This is a genomic window from Klebsiella sp. AqSCr, from assembly GCF_008452795.1.
Lineage (GTDB): Bacteria > Pseudomonadota > Gammaproteobacteria > Enterobacterales > Enterobacteriaceae > Klebsiella > Klebsiella pneumoniae.
The window spans coordinates 586,004-602,125 of sequence record NZ_MJDM01000005.1; the positions used below are offsets into that span (position 1 = coordinate 586,004).

The 16,122-nt window shown below is 60.8% G+C and carries 13 protein-coding genes; 6 read left to right on the top strand and 7 right to left on the bottom strand.

The window, feature by feature from the left end:
- Genes pqqD through pqqF form a run of 3 tightly spaced genes read left to right on the top strand, consistent with a single transcriptional unit; the run spans window position 1 to window position 3,693 of the window.
- Complete coding sequence (pqqD, locus tag BHE81_RS06720) at window positions 1-279, top strand: pyrroloquinoline quinone biosynthesis peptide chaperone PqqD (RefSeq protein ID WP_004143686.1); 279 nt, start codon at window positions 1-3, stop codon at window positions 277-279.
- Complete coding sequence (gene pqqE / locus BHE81_RS06725; RefSeq protein ID WP_004184158.1) at window positions 266-1,408, top strand: pyrroloquinoline quinone biosynthesis protein PqqE; 1,143 nt, start codon at window positions 266-268, stop codon at window positions 1,406-1,408. Before pqqD ends, pqqE begins: the two co-directional genes overlap by 14 nt.
- The gene (pqqF, locus tag BHE81_RS06730; RefSeq protein ID WP_032413723.1) at window positions 1,408-3,693 is read left to right on the top strand and encodes a pyrroloquinoline quinone biosynthesis protein PqqF; all 2,286 of its coding nucleotides are present in this window, start codon (window positions 1,408-1,410) and stop codon (window positions 3,691-3,693) included. The genes pqqE and pqqF overlap by 1 nt, the downstream gene beginning before the upstream one ends.
- On the opposite strand, the gene BHE81_RS06735 is transcribed toward pqqF, so the two are convergent.
- The 4 genes from BHE81_RS06735 to BHE81_RS06750 form a co-directional block, all read right to left on the bottom strand.
- Window positions 3,690-4,427, bottom strand: coding sequence for a glutamine amidotransferase (locus BHE81_RS06735; RefSeq protein ID WP_110246690.1), 738 nt, complete (start codon window positions 4,425-4,427; stop codon window positions 3,690-3,692). The two genes, pqqF and BHE81_RS06735, sit on opposite strands and share 4 nt — an antisense overlap.
- Window positions 4,428-4,539: 112 nt before the next feature.
- Window positions 4,540-6,450, bottom strand: a complete 1,911-nt coding sequence (mrdA, locus tag BHE81_RS06740) for a penicillin-binding protein 2 (RefSeq protein WP_002905759.1) — start codon at window positions 6,448-6,450, stop codon at window positions 4,540-4,542.
- 198 nt (window positions 6,451-6,648) lie between these two features.
- Window positions 6,649-7,125: a DMT family transporter gene (locus tag BHE81_RS06745; protein ID WP_004143692.1), complete on the bottom strand. Its 477-nt coding sequence runs from the start codon at window positions 7,123-7,125 to the stop codon at window positions 6,649-6,651.
- Between the two features lie 9 nt (window positions 7,126-7,134).
- A complete protein-coding gene (locus BHE81_RS06750) occupies window positions 7,135-7,569 on the bottom strand; it encodes a DMT family transporter (RefSeq protein ID WP_002905764.1) in 435 nt (144 codons plus the stop codon).
- A 99-nt stretch (window positions 7,570-7,668) separates the two neighbouring features.
- Between BHE81_RS06750 and BHE81_RS06755 the strand changes: the two genes are divergently transcribed.
- Window positions 7,669-8,601 (top strand): LysR family transcriptional regulator, encoded by a 933-nt coding sequence (locus BHE81_RS06755; protein WP_004184162.1) that lies wholly within the window; start codon window positions 7,669-7,671, stop codon window positions 8,599-8,601.
- 268 nt (window positions 8,602-8,869) lie between these two features.
- On the top strand, window positions 8,870-11,047 hold the full coding sequence (gene katG / locus BHE81_RS06760) for a catalase/peroxidase HPI (RefSeq protein ID WP_004180028.1): 2,178 nt from the start codon (window positions 8,870-8,872) through the stop codon (window positions 11,045-11,047).
- 34 nt (window positions 11,048-11,081) lie between these two features.
- Here katG and zapE read toward each other — a convergent pair whose 3' ends face one another.
- Window positions 11,082-12,143, bottom strand: a complete 1,062-nt coding sequence (gene zapE, locus BHE81_RS06765; RefSeq protein ID WP_023282625.1) for a cell division protein ZapE — start codon at window positions 12,141-12,143, stop codon at window positions 11,082-11,084.
- Window positions 12,144-12,240: 97 nt separating this feature from the next.
- Window positions 12,241-12,921 carry an MgtC family protein gene (locus BHE81_RS06770; RefSeq protein WP_002906011.1) on the bottom strand — a complete coding sequence of 227 codons (681 nt, stop codon included), beginning with the start codon at window positions 12,919-12,921 and terminating at the stop codon, window positions 12,241-12,243.
- 587 nt (window positions 12,922-13,508) lie between these two features.
- Here BHE81_RS06770 and BHE81_RS06780 point away from each other — a divergent pair.
- Window positions 13,509-14,915: an MFS transporter gene (locus BHE81_RS06780; RefSeq protein ID WP_110246691.1), complete on the top strand. Its 1,407-nt coding sequence runs from the start codon at window positions 13,509-13,511 to the stop codon at window positions 14,913-14,915.
- Window positions 14,916-15,177: 262 nt separating this feature from the next.
- Here BHE81_RS06780 and BHE81_RS06785 read toward each other — a convergent pair whose 3' ends face one another.
- Window positions 15,178-16,059, bottom strand: coding sequence for a LysR family transcriptional regulator (locus BHE81_RS06785; RefSeq protein ID WP_002906016.1), 882 nt, complete (start codon window positions 16,057-16,059; stop codon window positions 15,178-15,180).
- Window positions 16,060-16,122: the final 63 nt, after the last annotated feature.

Consider the following 16,122-nt stretch of genomic DNA (forward strand, 5'->3'; position numbering starts at 1 on the left):
ATGCAGAAAACGTCCATCGTTGCCTTTCGTCGCGGCTACCGACTGCAGTGGGAAGCCGCCCAGGAGAGCCATGTGATCCTCTATCCGGAGGGTATGGCCAAACTCAATGAGACCGCCGCGGCGATCCTCGAGCTGGTCGATGGCCGGCGCGACGTCGCGGCGATTATCGCCATGCTTAATGAACGTTTCCCGGAAGCCGGCGGCGTCGATGACGACGTCATCGAGTTCCTGCAGATCGCCTGTCAACAGAAGTGGATCACCTGCCGTGAGCCAGAGTAAACCCACCGTCAATCCGCCACTGTGGCTGCTGGCGGAGCTGACCTACCGCTGCCCGCTGCAGTGTCCCTACTGTTCCAATCCGCTGGACTTCGCCCGGCAGGATAAGGAGCTGACCACCGAACAATGGATCGAGGTCTTTCGCCAGGCGCGGGCGATGGGCAGCGTTCAGCTGGGCTTTTCCGGCGGCGAGCCGCTGACCCGTAAAGATCTGCCGGAGCTGATCCGCGCCGCGCGCGACCTCGGGTTCTATACCAACCTGATCACCTCCGGGATAGGGCTGACGGAGAGCAAACTGGACGCCTTCAGCGAGGCCGGGCTGGACCATATCCAGATTAGCTTCCAGGCCAGCGATGAAGTGCTCAACGCCGCGCTGGCCGGCAACAAAAAAGCCTTCCAGCAGAAGCTGGCCATGGCCAAAGCCGTGAAAGCGCGCGACTACCCGATGGTGCTCAACTTCGTTCTCCACCGGCACAACATCGACCAGCTCGATAAAATTATCGAGCTGTGCATTGAGCTGGAAGCCGATGACGTTGAGCTGGCCACCTGCCAGTTCTACGGGTGGGCGTTTCTTAATCGCGAAGGGCTGCTGCCGACCCGGGAACAGATCGCCCGCGCCGAGCAGGTGGTCGCTGACTACCGGCAGAAAATGGCCGCCAGCGGCAACCTCACCAACCTGCTGTTCGTCACCCCGGACTATTACGAAGAGCGGCCGAAAGGCTGCATGGGCGGCTGGGGATCGATTTTCCTCAGCGTCACCCCGGAAGGCACCGCCCTGCCTTGCCACAGCGCGCGCCAGCTGCCGGTGGCGTTTCCGTCGGTGCTGGAGCAGAGTCTGGAATCGATCTGGTATGACTCATTCGGCTTCAATCGCTACCGCGGGTATGACTGGATGCCGGAGCCGTGCCGCTCCTGTGATGAAAAAGAGAAGGACTTCGGCGGCTGCCGCTGCCAGGCCTTTATGCTGACCGGCAGCGCCGATAACGCCGACCCGGTGTGCAGCAAATCCCCGCATCATCACAAAATCCTCGAGGCCCGGCGCGAAGCGGCCTGCAGCGACATAAAAGTCAGCCAGCTGCAGTTCCGCAACCGTACCCGCTCGCAGCTGATCTACCAAACCCGGGACCTGTAATGACGCTGGCGACCCGCACCGTCACTTTGCCGGGCGGCCTGCAGGCCACCCTGGTCCATCAGCCGCAGGCGGATCGCGCGGCTGCCCTGGCGCGGGTCGCCGCCGGCAGCCACCACGAACCGTCGCGCTTCCCTGGGCTGGCGCACCTGCTGGAACATCTGCTGTTTTACGGCGGAGAGCGCTACCAGGATGATGACCGACTGATGGGCTGGGTGCAGCGCCAGGGCGGAAGCGTGAATGCCACCACCCTGGCTCGCCATAGCGCGTTCTTTTTCGAGGTTGCCGCCGATGCTCTGGCTGATGGTGTCGCGCGTCTACAGGAGATGCTGCAGGCCCCGCTGCTGCTCAGGGAAGATATTCAGCGCGAAGTGGCGGTGATTGACGCCGAGTACCGCCTGATCCAGCAGCATGAGCCATCGCGCCGGGAAGCCGCGGTGCGCCACGCCGCCAGCGCGCCCCCGGCGTTTCGCCGCTTTCAGGTAGGCAGCGCCGACGCGCTGGCGGGCGATCTCGCTGCGCTGCAGGCCGCCTTAGGCGATTTTCACCGCACCCATTACGTCGCCCGGCGAATGCAGCTCTGGCTGCAGGGGCCGCAGTCGCTGGAGGCGCTCGGCGAGCTGGCGGCCCGTTTCGCCGCCGGGCTTGCCGCAGGCGAGGCGCCGCCGCCGGCGCCGCCGCTGCGCCTGGGCGAGTTCACTGCACTGCAGCTGGCGGTCTCCAGCCAGCCCGCGCTGTGGCGCTGCCCGCTGATCGCTTTAAGTGACAACGTCACGTTACTGCGCGAGTTTTTGCTGGATGAAGCCCCCGGCAGCCTGATGGCCAGCCTGCGCCAGCGCCGGCTGGCCGGGGATGTGGCGCTGAACTGGCTGTATCAGGATCGGCACCTCGGCTGGCTGGCGCTGGTCTTCGCCAGCGACCGGCCGGAAGAGGTCGACCGGCAGATAACCCACTGGCTGCAGGCGCTACAGCAAACGACGCCTGAGCAGCAGCAACACTACTATCAGCTATCCCGCCGCCGCTTTCAGGCGCTGTCGCCTCTCGATCAGCTGCGCCAGCGGGCATTCGGCTTTGCCCCCGGCGCGCCGCCCGCCGGGTTCGCCGATTTTTGCGCCGCCCTGCAGGCCGCCCCGTCGGTCAGCCTGGCCTGTCAAACCGTTTCCCCATGGGAGCCTGTTGCCACCCAGGGCTTTAGCCTGCCGCTTAGCCGCTGGCGCCGCCGCCCTGAGTCTGACCCGGCGCTGGCGTTCGCTTTCTATCCGCAGGCCGCTGGCGATCTCGTTGCCAAATGCCCGGAGAAAGCCGCGCCGCTGCTCCATCTCCCGTTACCGGAAGAGCCGCCGAGGCTCCTGCTGCGACCGCCCTTCTACTACTCGCCCGATCAGGCCGAAGGACTGGCGCGTGGGGAACAGCTGCGCCCACTGCTTGCCGCCCTGCGCCATGCCGGGGGACACGGCGAGTGGCATCTGTTCGACGGCAGCTGGCAGTTGACCCTCCAGCTGCCGGAGCCAGGCCGACGGCCGGAAGCGATCCTGCAGGCCATCCTGCGGCAGCTCGCGCTCCCGGTCGCCTCGCTGACCCCACCGCCGGAAAGTATCGCTATCCGTCATCTCATGGCTCAACTCCCCGAACGGCTGGGTACATCCGGGCATCAGAAAGGTTGGCTGGCGGCCCTGGCCGGCGGCAGCGCAGAAGATGCGCAGTGGGTAGCGAGTCAGCTGAGCCTGATTACCGCCCCGGTTAATCCGCCGATGCCCGCTCCGGCACCCTGCCGCCGCGGCGTCGAACGTCTGGTTTATCCGGGAGGCGATACGGCGCTGCTGGTCTTCATTCCGCTGCCGGATGGCGCCTCGCTGGCGGCCCTGCGGCTGCTGGCGCAGCATTGTGAGCCGCTATTTTTCCAGCGCCTGCGGGTGGAGCAGCAGATTGGCTATGTGGTGAGCTGCCGCTATCAGCGGGTCGCCGATCGCGACGGGCTGCTGATGGCGCTCCAGTCCCCGGATCGCCGCGCCGGGGAATTGCTGCGCTGTGGTAAAGACTTTCTGCGCCAGCTGGCCCCCATGGATGAGGCGACCTTCAGACCGCTACAGCAGCGCCTGGCCGCTCAGATCCGCGCCAGCAGGCCGCCAGAGGCGCGGGCGCTGTCCGCCCTGCGTCAGGAGTATGGATTACCAGAGCTAACGCCGCAGGCGGTTGACGCGCTGCGCGTTGCAGAGGTGGCCGATCTGGCACGCGAAATGACCCGCCGGCGTCGCCGCTGGCAGGTGCTGTTCACGACAGGGGATTAATGGCCGGGGGCATAAGGGGTCAGAAAGGCGCTGACGAAGCGCGTAAGGATCGCCGCGCCCTGCGGGCTCTCCTGCACCTCGTCGTGTAACCGCTGCGCGTCAATACCTTCCGCCTGCAGCACCGCCTCCCGGTGGCGGATCAGCGAACGGGCTATCGGCGCGGTAAATTCCGGGTGAAATTGCGTAGAGACCGCGTGCGGCCCATAGCGCACAATCTGGTGGGGATCGTGGGAGGACGCGGCCAGCACCGTGGCCCCTTCCGGCAGACGAGTCACGGTTTGCAAATGGCTCAGATGCGCGGGGAATGTAGCCGGCAGGCCGCTCAGCAGCGGATCATCGACACCCCATGGCGACAGCGTAATGGTTTGGCTGCCGCTTTCCCGCCCGCCAGGATGATACGCCACCTCGCCCCCCAGGGCATGGGCCATCAGCTGATGACCATAACAAACGCCGAACAGCGGCATGTCGATAGCCACCGCCTGCCGGATCCAGTCGGCGGTCCGTTCGCTCCACGCCAGACGATCGGTTACCATCGCCCACGAGCCGGTTAGCACCGCTAAGGTTTGGTTATCCGGCGTCGGCAGCGGTACATCTTCAAACACCCGCACCGTGGTGAGCTGCGTCTGCCACGGCGCCAGCAGCGTGCGAAACCAGCGCGGCAGATCGCCATGCGCCTGGCGAATGGCCGTCGGCGGCGTGCCGGTCTGGACCAGCAGTAATCGGTTACGTGTCACCTTTCCTCCTCGCTCCGGGTCATGTTTCCGTAAAACACTATGCCGCTGGGAAGACGATGGGACAAATAACCAATTACTATGGACGATGCGCCTGCGGAATAAGTCCTGTCGCTTACTGGGCATCGGCGCTATCACGCTGCGGCACATCGGCTGCCGCCGAAGATGCCTGCTGCGGGACAAAAATATGGTCCAGGATGGCGCGCGCCGTCGGTCCGGCTACCACCCCATCCCCGCCACCGTTCTCCAGAATCAGCGCCATCGCCACCTTCGGATGCTGATAAGGGGCAAACAGGGTGTAGAAGATATGGTCGCGCAGACGCACCGGGATCATTTTGGCGTTATAGGTCTGGTTTTGCTTCAGGCTAAAGACCTGCGAGGTCCCGGACTTCGCCGCGATCTGATACGGCGCAGTATGAAACAGCTTATAGCCGGTGCCGTTGGGCTGATTCGCCATCCCATACATGCCGTTGCGCACAATGCCCCAGTACGGGGATTTCGGGTCACCCACCTGCGGCAGGTTCGCCGGCTGCTGATAACGTTCCACATGGTTGCCCTGCTTCATCGAATAGAGCAGATGCGGATCCTGTACTTTACCATTGTTCAGCAGAGTGGTAAGCGCCTTCACCATCTGGATCGGGGTGGCGATCCAGTACCCCTGGCCGATGCCGACCGAGATGGTGTCCCCCTGATACCAGGGCTTTTTATGCACCCGCTGTTTCCACTCCCGGCTGGGCAGCACCCCGGCGTACTCCTCATTAAGGTCGATGCCGGTGGACTGGCCGTAGCCGAACTTGCTCAGCCATTCATGGATCCGGTCAATGCCCATCTCGAAGGCGACCTGATAGAAAAAGGTATCCGCTGACTCTTCGATGGCTTTAGTCACGTTGAGCATGCCGTGGCCGGTTTTCAGCCAGTCGCGGTAGCGGCGTTGCGTGCCCGGCAGCGTCCACGTCGGCGCCCCGAAGAAGGTGGTGTTCGGGGTGATGACCCCAGCGGAGAGCGCCGACAGCGCCATATAGGGTTTGACCGTCGAAGCCGGAGGATATAGCCCCTGGGTGACGCGGTTGATCAGCGGCCGGTCCGGATTCTCCAGCAGCGATTTATAGGCCTGATAGCCGATACCTTTGACGAACGGATTAGGATCGTAGCTGGGACTGGAGACCATCGCCAGCACGCCGCCATCCCGCGGGTCGACCACCACCACCGCCGCCCGCTGTCCCTTCAGCACCGACTCAATATACTGCTGGAGATGAAGGTCGAGAGTCAGATAGAGGTTTTTTCCGGCCACCGGCGGCACCTCTTTCAGTAGACGCACCACCCGGCCGTGGTTATCCACCTCCACTTCCTGATAGCCGGTGGTGCCATGGAGCGCTTTTTCATAATAGCCCTCGATGCCCTGCTTACCGATATTGCGGTCGGCGGCGTAGTTCTCCTCTTCGCCGTTTTTCGCCAGCCGCTGCAGATCGCTGTCGTTGATTTTCGACACATAGCCCACCACGTGCGCCAGCTCTGCGCCGTAGGGGTATTCCCGTTGTTGGTAGCTCTCCACCGTCACGCCGGGGAAACGGAATTCGTTGACCGCGAAGCGGGCCACCTCCACATCGCTGAGGTCTGACTTGAGGGTGACCGCTTTGTAGCGGCTGGTGTGGTGCATATCGTCGCGAAAGCTGGCGATGTCGTCCGGCGTCAGGTCGACGATAGGCGTCAGCTGCTGCAACAGCGCGGCCATATCGGGAATTTTGCTCGGGATCACCTGCAGGCGATACAGGGTGATATTCTGCACCAGCGGAATGCCGTTGCGATCGAATATCAGCCCGCGGCTGGGGGCGATGGGCAGCATTTTGATGTCGTTCTGGTTTGACCGGGTCTGGTAAAAATCGTGCTGCTCCACCTGCAGATGGTAGAGGTTAACGATCAGCACGCCAAAGCAGACCACCACCAGCAGAAAAGCAATTGCGGCCCGGCGGATAAACAGCATCTCTTCCGCGGAGTGGTCGCGAATTTCATCTCTCAAAAGGGGCATTAGCGGTACATCACCTGAATCACTGGAAAAGCCAACGGCGTAACGGCCGGGAAGCATAGCCTTATCGCAGCGCCAGCCCTACTGAAAGGTTGCTAATGATCTGGCAGAAATGTTTCAGCATGTTAGAGGGATCGTTATTCTTAACCTTGCCCGTGACGCGTCAGGCTATATTCACGATGCCCGACGCGTCGGCGCAGCTCACTGTTCTGCGCGGGCCGCCTCGTGGGAGGTAGCCGACTTCCCTGAGGTGTAGATTAAGTACAGCGCGAGGGCCAGACATATCACCGCCGCCAGTCGCGCCGGCGAGAACGCCATCGTGCTATTGCCCAGCCAGCCAAAGTTGTCGATCAGCAGGCTCATCGTCAGCTGGCCAAAGATCACCGCCACGGTAGCCGTAGCGGTGCCTATCCGCTGCACCGCCAGCACCATAATGACGATGTAGGGCACGCCGCAAAAAGCGCCCAGCAGCTGCCACTTAGGCACCTGTAGCAGGTTTACCGACGTCGCTGGAGCAAAAAACAGGATCAGCAATCCCGTCACCAGCGCGCCGGTGGCGAAGGTTAAAAAGGCGCTGCGCAGCACCCCCACCTGGCTGCCAAGACGGCCATTTATCGCCGCCTGGACGCTAAGCAATGCGCCGCCGCACAGTGCCAGAATGATCACTATCGTATCCATTTCCCCTCCTTAACCCAGAGCCACCAGCAGTAACGCCGCCATAATCAACATCAGCGCCATGGCGCGCCGCGGATCGATTTTGCGCCGTGGGCTGCCGAATAACCCGTAATGGTCGATCGCCAGGCTTTTCGCCACCTGACCCGCCAGGATGCCGATCATGGTCATGGCAATACCAATCACCGGCGTCGCCACGGTCAAGATCACCACGTACCCCGCCCCCAACAGACCACCGGTGAGTTGCCAGCCGGGCAGAGAAAAGAACGACGGGCTGCTACGCGGGCTGAAAAAGAGCATCAGAAAAAAGGTTAACACTGCGCCAATCCCAAAGATGCTCATGGTTGCCCACAGATCCCCCACCTGGCTCGCCAGCGGCCCCAGCAGGCCGGCCTCGACCGATAATCCCATGCCGCCGGCAATCACTAATAAAATGAATAATAACGCCATTACTGCGCCTCCTCTGTACAACAGGCGGCTGAGGATAAAACAGCGTGCTGATGCGATAAACGGTATAATGCAGAAAACACTATTGCAGGAATTGCACAGATGGCCGATGCCAGCAGCGTCGATTTTCGCGCCCTTCAGCTTTTCATCGCGGTTTACGATAACCAGAGTTTTTCCGTAGTGGCCCGCCGCGAAGGGGTCTCTCCCTCGTTGATCTCGCGAACCATCCAGCAGCTGGAAGATGCCCTCGGGCAGCAGCTGTTCTACCGCAACACCCGTGCCGTGGTACCGACCGAAGCAGGACGCCTTTTCGCAGCGTCCGCCCGGGAACTGCTGGGACAGTACGCCGACGCGCAACGGGCGTTACAGGATCGGGCACAGGTCCCCGGCGGACTGGTGCGGATCAATGCGCCGGTCTATTTTGGTCAGCGGCATATCGCCCCCTGGCTTCCGGAACTGGCGGCCCGGCATCCCAAACTGCAGTTTGACCTGATGCTGACCGACGATTTTATCGATCCCCATCGCGATGCGACGGATATCCTTTTTCGCATCAGCAGCCTGCCGGACGCGGGCTATCACGCCAGAGTGTTTGGCAGCCAGCGCTATTACCTGACCGCCTCCCCGGAGTATGTTTCACGGTACGGCAGCCCGACTTCGCCGGAGGCATTGCATCAACATCGCACGCTGGTGTATGGCGGTTCGCAGGGAGCCAACCGCTGGCTGTTTCGCCAGCGCGAAGAGGCATGGGTGCACTATCCGTTGACCCCGCTCATGACCTCGAACAATGCCGATGCCCTGCTCACTTCAGCCATCGGCGGGATGGGGATCGTGTTATTTCCCGACTGGATGGTCAGCGAAGCGCTGCACAACGGGACATTAGTCACGCTGATGGATCGCTATTCGGCGGCCATCAGCCACACGCCATCGTATATCGCGGCGATTTATCCTTATACCCGCCATCCCTCTCTCAACGTGCGGACAGTGATTGACTATTTTGCCGACGTGTTTGGATCGCCGCCCTACTGGCAGCGCTAATGCGAGTTTCGTAGTAAAACTTGTCATATCTCAAACAATTAGCATTCCTTCGCCCAGCTTGACGCGGATCGTTTCCTTTGCCGCCTCGTTACGGCTATGGTTACTAATGAGGTTAATCTCAATCTCCAGGCCGACACGGTCCCACCAGGAGGTTGCCTAACCCTTCATTGAACGGAAATAGCTATTAAATCCGTAGATTCATTCAAATATCGCTTATTGGTAGCAGTGTATATCGTAACGGCATTCACAAAAGCAAACGGAGCCTGATATGAGCACGTCTAACGACCCATCCAACAATGCATCCGCCGGGAAGTGCCCTTTCCACGCCGAGACGCCAAAACAGAGCGCCGGCAGCGGCACCGCCAACCGCGACTGGTGGCCGAACCAGCTGCGTGTCGATCTGTTAAACCAGCACTCCAATCGCTCCAACCCGTTGGGTGAGAATTTTAACTACAGGGAAGAGTTTAAAAAGCTCGATTACTCCGCGCTGAAGGCTGATCTCAGAGCGCTGCTGACCGATTCGCAAGAGTGGTGGCCGGCAGACTGGGGTAGCTATATTGGCTTGTTTATTCGTATGGCCTGGCACGGCGCCGGCACCTACCGCACCGTTGACGGTCGCGGCGGCGCAGGTCGTGGACAGCAGCGCTTTGCCCCACTGAACTCCTGGCCTGACAACGTCAGCCTCGATAAGGCCCGCCGTCTGCTGTGGCCGGTGAAACAGAAATATGGCCAGAAAATCTCCTGGGCCGACCTTTACATGCTGGCTGGTAACGTCGCTCTGGAAAACGCCGGCTTCCGCACCTTTGGCTTTGGCGCCGGTCGCGAAGACGTCTGGGAACCGGATCTCGACGTCGACTGGGGCGATGAGAAAGAGTGGCTGGCCCACCGTCATCCGGAAAGCCTGGCGAAACAGGCCATCGGCGCCACCGAAATGGGTCTGATTTATGTCAACCCGGAAGGTCCGAACGCCAGCGGCGAGCCGCTGTCCGCCGCGGCGGCCATTCGCGCCACCTTCGGCAATATGGCGATGGACGATGAAGAGATCGTCGCGCTGATCGCCGGCGGCCATACGCTGGGCAAAACCCACGGCGCCGCAGAAACCAGCCACGTCGGCGCCGAGCCGGAAGCCGCGCCGCTGGAAGCGCAGGGTCTGGGCTGGCACTCCAGCTACGGCAGCGGCGCAGGCGCGGACGCCATCACCTCCGGTCTGGAAGTGGTCTGGACGCAGACGCCCACCCAGTGGAGCAACTACTTTTTCGAAAACCTGTTCAAATACGAATGGGTGCAGACCCGCAGCCCGGCTGGCGCGATCCAGTTCGAAGCCAAAGACGCGCCGGAGATTATCCCGGATCCGTTTAACCCGGAGAAAAAGCGCAAACCGACCATGCTGGTCACCGACCTGACCCTGCGCTTCGACCCGGAGTTTGAAAAAATCTCCCGTCGCTTCCTCAACGATCCGCAGGCCTTTAACGAGGCGTTCGCCCGGGCGTGGTTCAAGCTGACCCACCGTGATATGGGGCCAAAATCCCGTTACCTCGGGCCGGAAGTGCCGAAAGAAGATCTGATTTGGCAGGATCCGCTGCCGGCAGCGACCCATCAGCCGAGCGCGGAAGATATCGCCAGCCTGAAAAGCGCCATCGCCGGCGCCGGCCTGTCGGTCAGTGAGCTGGTCTCGGTCGCCTGGGCGTCCGCCTCCACCTTCCGCGGCGGCGATAAACGCGGCGGCGCTAACGGCGCGCGTCTGGCGCTGGCCCCGCAGAAAGACTGGCCGGTTAACGCCATCGCCAGCCGGGTGCTGCCGACCCTGCAGGCGATCCAGCGCGCCTCCGGCAAAGCGTCGCTGGCCGATATTATCGTGCTGGCCGGCGTGGTCGGCGTTGAGCAGGCGGCCGCTGCCGCCGGCGTCAGCGTCAATGTGCCGTTTACCCCAGGCCGCGTCGACGCTCTGCCTGAGCAGACCGACGTCGAGTCGTTTGATCTGCTGCAGCCGCTGGCGGATGGCTTCCGCAACTATCGCCGTATCGAAGGCGGTGTCTCGACGGAAACCCTGCTGATCGATAAAGCGCAGCAGCTGACGCTAACCGCCCCGGAAATGACCGTGCTGGTCGGTGGCTTGCGCGTACTGGGCGCGAACTACGACGGCAGCAAACACGGGGTGTTTACCGACCGCGTCGGCGTGCTCAGCAATGACTTCTTCGTTAATCTGCTTGATATGGCTACCGTCTGGAAAGCGGCCGATGATAACGCGGAGCTGTTTACCGGCAGCGACCGTAAAACCGGCGAAGCGAAGTACAGCGCCACCCGCGTGGATCTGGTGTTTGGCTCCAACTCGGTACTGCGCGCCCTGGCGGAAGTGTACGCCTGCGCCGACGGGCAGCAGAAGCTGGTGCATGACTTCGTTGCCGCCTGGACCAAGGTGATGAACCTCGACCGCTTCGATCTGTAATCCTCTCGCCCCGGCTCCCGCCGGGGCGTTTTTCTTATACCGCCCGCGGCAGCTGTTGCAGGCGACTCCGCGTTCGTTGAATATCCTCCAGTTCCACCCCTGCCACCAGCGTCTCCAGGTCGCAGCGGGTCACCAGCAGCAGGCGGATCTGCTTTTCATACAGCACATCAATCACATTGATAAAGCGCTGCTGGGCCGCCGGCCCCACCGTAGCCAATGGCGGCACCTCGTCCAGTAGCCAGACGGCATAGCTTTCGCAGAGCGTCAGATAGTCCATCACCGCCGTGGCGGCCTGACAAAGCTGGGTAAAGGTGAAGTGCAGCAACGCGGGCGACGCCGCGGCCGCCAGCAGCGTGCGATAGCCTACCGTCAGCGAAACCGGTTCGCCAGGCAGCGACTGCAGGTCATACAGCTGACGCTGTTGTGCATTCGGATTAACCCACATCCGCCCGCTGCAGAAGGCGTTATCCTGGCTCAGATGCCGTTCGCGATAATCCTCCTCGCCGTTCAGCGCCACCACCGTTAGATGGGCGCGGATCAGCGCGATCGACGGTAAAAAGCGATCGTGATATAGCGGATTGGGCAGCAGCATCTCCGGTGGGTAGTTTGAGGTGGCCAGCAGCACGATACCGTGTTGAAAGAGGTGTTCCAGCAAGGCTTTAATCAGCATGGCGTCGCCGGGGTCGTGCAGATGAAATTCGTCGAAGCATAGCAGGCGGCAACCGGATGTCATCTGCCTCATCACCGTTTGCAGGTCGGGCGCTCCGGGGGCATTCAGCCGCTGGTGCAGTTCGCGGAAGAAGTGATGAAAATGGACCCGCCGCCTGGCGGCGAGCGGCAGGCTGGCGAAAAAGTGGTCGAGGATAAAGCTTTTCCCTCGCCCGGTACGTCCCCAGACGTATACCCCCTGCGGGCTGCCTGTCGTGGACACCAACTGCTGACCGAGGGCGTCAAGGCGGGCGATGAGTGACAGCTGATCGTCGTCCAGCGTCAGACGCGCCCGCGCCGCCTGCTCGGCCATCACGCGGGTAAAACGAAAATCAGCCGTCACCTCTGTGGGACCAGATTGCGAGGGTACACATCCATTATTTAACATTCTTATAACCTCCTGCGAGGAGGCCATTCTAGCCGCTTTCCCGCGGGATGGCGAATCGCGCGACGAGCGGCCGTTTCCGCTGCTCCGCCGCCAGCCCCTACGCCTCTCCGACACGCCAGTGCACCGATGTGACGTTCTGCTGAACGCCCATTTGCGCCATAATTTGCGCCAGCGTTTTTTGGTGCTGCTTATGGCTAATCAGCTGCGCGCAAATCTCCAGATGGTCCGCTGTGTCCGCCGCCGCCGACTGCAATCCCTGCAGGGTAAACCGCTGCTGCTGCGCAATATTCAGCAACAGCTGACGTACGGCATTTTCATGTTCGCGCAGACAGGTGACGCGTAAGACATAGCGTTTCTCTTCGTCACCGGCCCCCGGCAAGGCATGAATGCGCTGCGCCGCCTCGCGCAGCAGGATATTGGCGCACAGAATAATCAGCGTAGCCGCCGTCGCGTTCCAGAACTGTCCCAGGCCGCAGAGTACGCCGATCCCGGCCGAACACCACAGCGTGGCGGCGGTATTGAGGCCGCGGACGTTCATACCATCGCGCATAATCACCCCTGCCCCAAGAAAGCCGATACCGGAGACGATCTGCGCTGCAATACGCCCCGGGCTGTCCGGCGAGGCCGACATCGCGCTGAGAATAAACACCGCCGCGCCGGTGGCCACCAGGGCATTGGTGCGTAAACCGGCCATACGTTGTCGCCACTGTCTTTCCGCGCCGATCAGCGCCCCCAACAACATTGCCGCGAGTAAATGTGTCATATAAGGAAATACCATCGCGCCTTCCTCCAGAAAACAGAAAGCCAAAAATTACAGATGTAGCGCTCAGCCGCGCCGGGCGATTAGCGGGTGGATGATGGTGGAGGAAATAAGGGTCTGGAAAACATAAACATAACGCTGCCTCTCGCGCTCAATGGCGCATAAATTATTGAGGGAGGCAATCCGGAACTGAGAGATTGCTGCCCGCCGGGACGGCAAGCAGCGAAATGATCGCGTTAGCTTGCCGGAAAATCGCAATAAGGGTGACTGTCCAACGAATGACTCCTGAATAAAAGTGGGCACATTATAGCCCGGGGTAATGATGGGTAAAGCACGAAAACGCCGCCGGTGACGATTCGTTTAGTTTGTCTTTCGCGGGTCCTGCGTAGCGTGACATCGCCAGGCGACTAAAATGCCGTCAGCGGTGATTTACTTCAATTCCGTCGCTGGGATGCGGCGAAAACCAGCATGAATATCATCTTTATGTCTCCCCAGCGCGATCTTACGCTAAAGAATGTCGCTAAGGCTAAGGATTAAAAATTTAAAACTATTAACAATCAATTAACATTAGCAGGCAAACCATTCTTCCTGAGGAACACAACACCATGTCTACCACCCAGGTTCTCGGCGAAACGCCCTATGCTTCGCCAGGACAACCGCACGCCAGCTTAACCGGACGCATTGATGCGCTGCCCGCCTCATTTGGGTTATGGTCGTTTATTACCCTGCTCTCACTTGGCGGCTTCTTTGAGCTCTACGATCTCTTCCAGACCGGGTATATCAGCGCGGGCCTGCTGGCGGAGGGCATTTTCCACACCGGACAGGCGGGCATCTTCGGCATCGCCGACCAGGCGGCCTTCGCCTCCGCCACCTTTATGGGGCTGTTTATCGGCGCCAGTCTGCTGGCGCCGCTGGCGGACAAACTGGGCCGCCGCCTGACCTTTATGGTGGCGCTCGCCTGGTACGGTCTTTTTTCGCTGCTGATGGCGACGCAGAGTAGCGCGGAAGGGGTGATCTTCTTCCGCTTTCTGGTGGGGATCGGCCTCGGCATTGAGCAGGTGACCATTGATACCTATCTCAGCGAATGGGTGCCAACCCATCTGCGCAATAAAGCCTTTGCCTTTGCCTTCTTCATCCAGTTCCTCTCGGTTCCGGCGGTGGCGCTGATGTCCTGGATGCTGGTGCCGACCACCCTGTTCGGCCTCAGCGGCTGGCGCTGGGTGATCATCTTTGGCGCACTGTTCTCACTGGCGATCTGGTTTATCCGCAAAAAGCTACCGGAGTCAGCCCGCTGGCTGGAAAGCAAAGGGCGGCATGATGACGCGCATACGGTGATGTGTGAGATGGAAGCCCGCTGCGGCCTGACGCCGTCGCCGAAGCATGCGCATGCGGCACAGAGCGTCGTCAAACGCGGCACCTTCCGCGAAATCTGGGCGCCGCAGTATCGGCAGCGCACCCTGATGCTGATGGTGATGAACTTCTTCCAGGCGATCGGTTTCTTCGGCTTTGGCAACTGGCTGCCGGCGCTGCTCTCCGGTCAGGGCGCCAGCATCACCCATAGCCTGCTGTACGCCTTCTTTATCACCCTCGCCTATCCGCTGGGCTGCCTGTTCTGCACCCGCTTCGTGCATCGCTTTGAAAACAAGTGGCAGATTGTCCTCTCCGCGCTGATGACCGTTATCTTCGGCACCCTGTTCGCCCTGCAAAACAACCCGATTCTGCTGGTGATTTGCGGGTTTATGATCACCTGGTCCAACGCCTGGCTGACCATCAGCTATCACGCCTACCAGGCCGAGGTCTTCCCGACCCATATTCGCGCCCGCGCCGTCGGCTTCTGCTACTCGTTCAGCCGGCTCTCGACCGCGGTGACCAGCATTCTGATCGGCATTATTCTGCAATACGCCGGCACGCCGGGAGTAATTAGCTTTATCGTCGTCAGTATGCTGATGGTGATGCTGTCGGTGGGGATCTTCGGCCCGAGAACGCGGGGCATTCGTCTGGAGAATATCTGATGGCGGTCGCCGCCGGAGCTGCAAATACATATCGGTTGTTGTTAACTTAAATGACGGCTGTTGTCATAGTTAATATTTGTGATGTGTACTGCAGGAGGGATAAAAAATTGTCATTAAGGCTTGTAACTTCTGGACAGCATTAAGCGGCGCCGCAATACCACTTTTACCAACGGTCCAGCATCACCGGGGCTATATTGACACTCTCCCATCAGAGGGGCGTTTAGGCATTTTAGTGACAAGCCGCCAGGTCGGCGGCCCGGCCTCAGCCAAATATCCCCTGCGCCTCGGCGAAGCATTTTTCCGCCAGGGTCGAGACTGGTTCCTGCTGGCGCATAATCAGCGCCAGCTGTGAATCAACATGGGTTTCGGCGATCGGCAGAATTTCAAGATTATCGCTTAGCGCTTCGAGGCCGTTGTTAAGCGGCATAATGGCGCAGCAGATCCCCGCCTGCACCGCCTGGATAATCTGAAACGTCGAATCACTTTCAAAGACATACCTCGGCGTTAGCCCTTTGGCCTTAAAGCTGATTTCAATCGATTCCCGGTAATACATCCCCTTGGTCAGAAAGCCGAGGGGCAGCGTCGCCAGCGTCTCCCATCCCGGCGTCCCGGCGCTGAAGTCGAAATGGCGTTTATCGTGCAGGAGCCCCATCCGGGTTTGCGGCAAGCGAGCAATCTTGAACTGACCTTCATCCAGATGCTGCAGATAACAGATCCCCAGATCCAGCTGATTACGGCTGACGCCATCGATAATCTGCTCCGAGGTCATCGACAACAGGCTGAACTGCAGCGCCGGATATTTCTCCGCCAGGGGTTTAATCAACTGCATCGGATTGAGGCTCGCCAGCGGCACCATACCGACCCGCAGCTGGCCGACCATCTGCCCGCGACAGATGGCCGCCTCTGCCGCCAGGCCGTCATGAGCGGCCAGCACCGCCCGCGCCCAGGCCAGGATCCGCTCTCCCTCCGGGGTAAAACCTTCAAAACGTTGGCCGCGCTGGATCAGCGTCAGGTTCAGCTCCTCTTCCAGGTTACGAATGCGCATGGAGAGCGTCGGCTGGGTAATATGACAGGCCGCCGCCGCCTGGCCAAAATGGCGCGTCTGATCGAGCGCGATCAAATACTTGAGTTGCTTAATATCCATTCTCTTTCCCGTTTGAACCCCGCCGTTCACCCCCGGGGCCGCGCACAGGTTACCAGAATGTTA

What these genes read in the sequence shown, in the direction of transcription:
- BHE81_RS06750 (WP_002905764.1), bottom strand. Translation starts at nt 7,569, where the DNA reads ATGGCGTTATTATTCATTTTATTAGTGATTGCCGGCGGCATGGGATTA.
- mrdA (WP_002905759.1), bottom strand. Translation starts at nt 6,450, where the DNA reads ATGCCCCTTTTGAGAGATGAAATTCGCGACCACTCCGCGGAAGAGATG.
- BHE81_RS06745 (WP_004143692.1), bottom strand. Translation starts at nt 7,125, where the DNA reads ATGGATACGATAGTGATCATTCTGGCACTGTGCGGCGGCGCATTGCTT.
- zapE (WP_023282625.1), bottom strand. Translation starts at nt 12,143, where the DNA reads ATGTTAAATAATGGATGTGTACCCTCGCAATCTGGTCCCACAGAGGTG.
- BHE81_RS06780 (WP_110246691.1), top strand. Translation starts at nt 13,509, where the DNA reads ATGTCTACCACCCAGGTTCTCGGCGAAACGCCCTATGCTTCGCCAGGA.
- BHE81_RS06770 (WP_002906011.1), bottom strand. Translation starts at nt 12,921, where the DNA reads ATGGTATTTCCTTATATGACACATTTACTCGCGGCAATGTTGTTGGGG.
- BHE81_RS06785 (WP_002906016.1), bottom strand. Translation starts at nt 16,059, where the DNA reads ATGGATATTAAGCAACTCAAGTATTTGATCGCGCTCGATCAGACGCGC.
- pqqD (WP_004143686.1), top strand. Translation starts at nt 1, where the DNA reads ATGCAGAAAACGTCCATCGTTGCCTTTCGTCGCGGCTACCGACTGCAG.
- BHE81_RS06755 (WP_004184162.1), top strand. Translation starts at nt 7,669, where the DNA reads ATGGCCGATGCCAGCAGCGTCGATTTTCGCGCCCTTCAGCTTTTCATC.
- katG (WP_004180028.1), top strand. Translation starts at nt 8,870, where the DNA reads ATGAGCACGTCTAACGACCCATCCAACAATGCATCCGCCGGGAAGTGC.
- pqqF (WP_032413723.1), top strand. Translation starts at nt 1,408, where the DNA reads ATGACGCTGGCGACCCGCACCGTCACTTTGCCGGGCGGCCTGCAGGCC.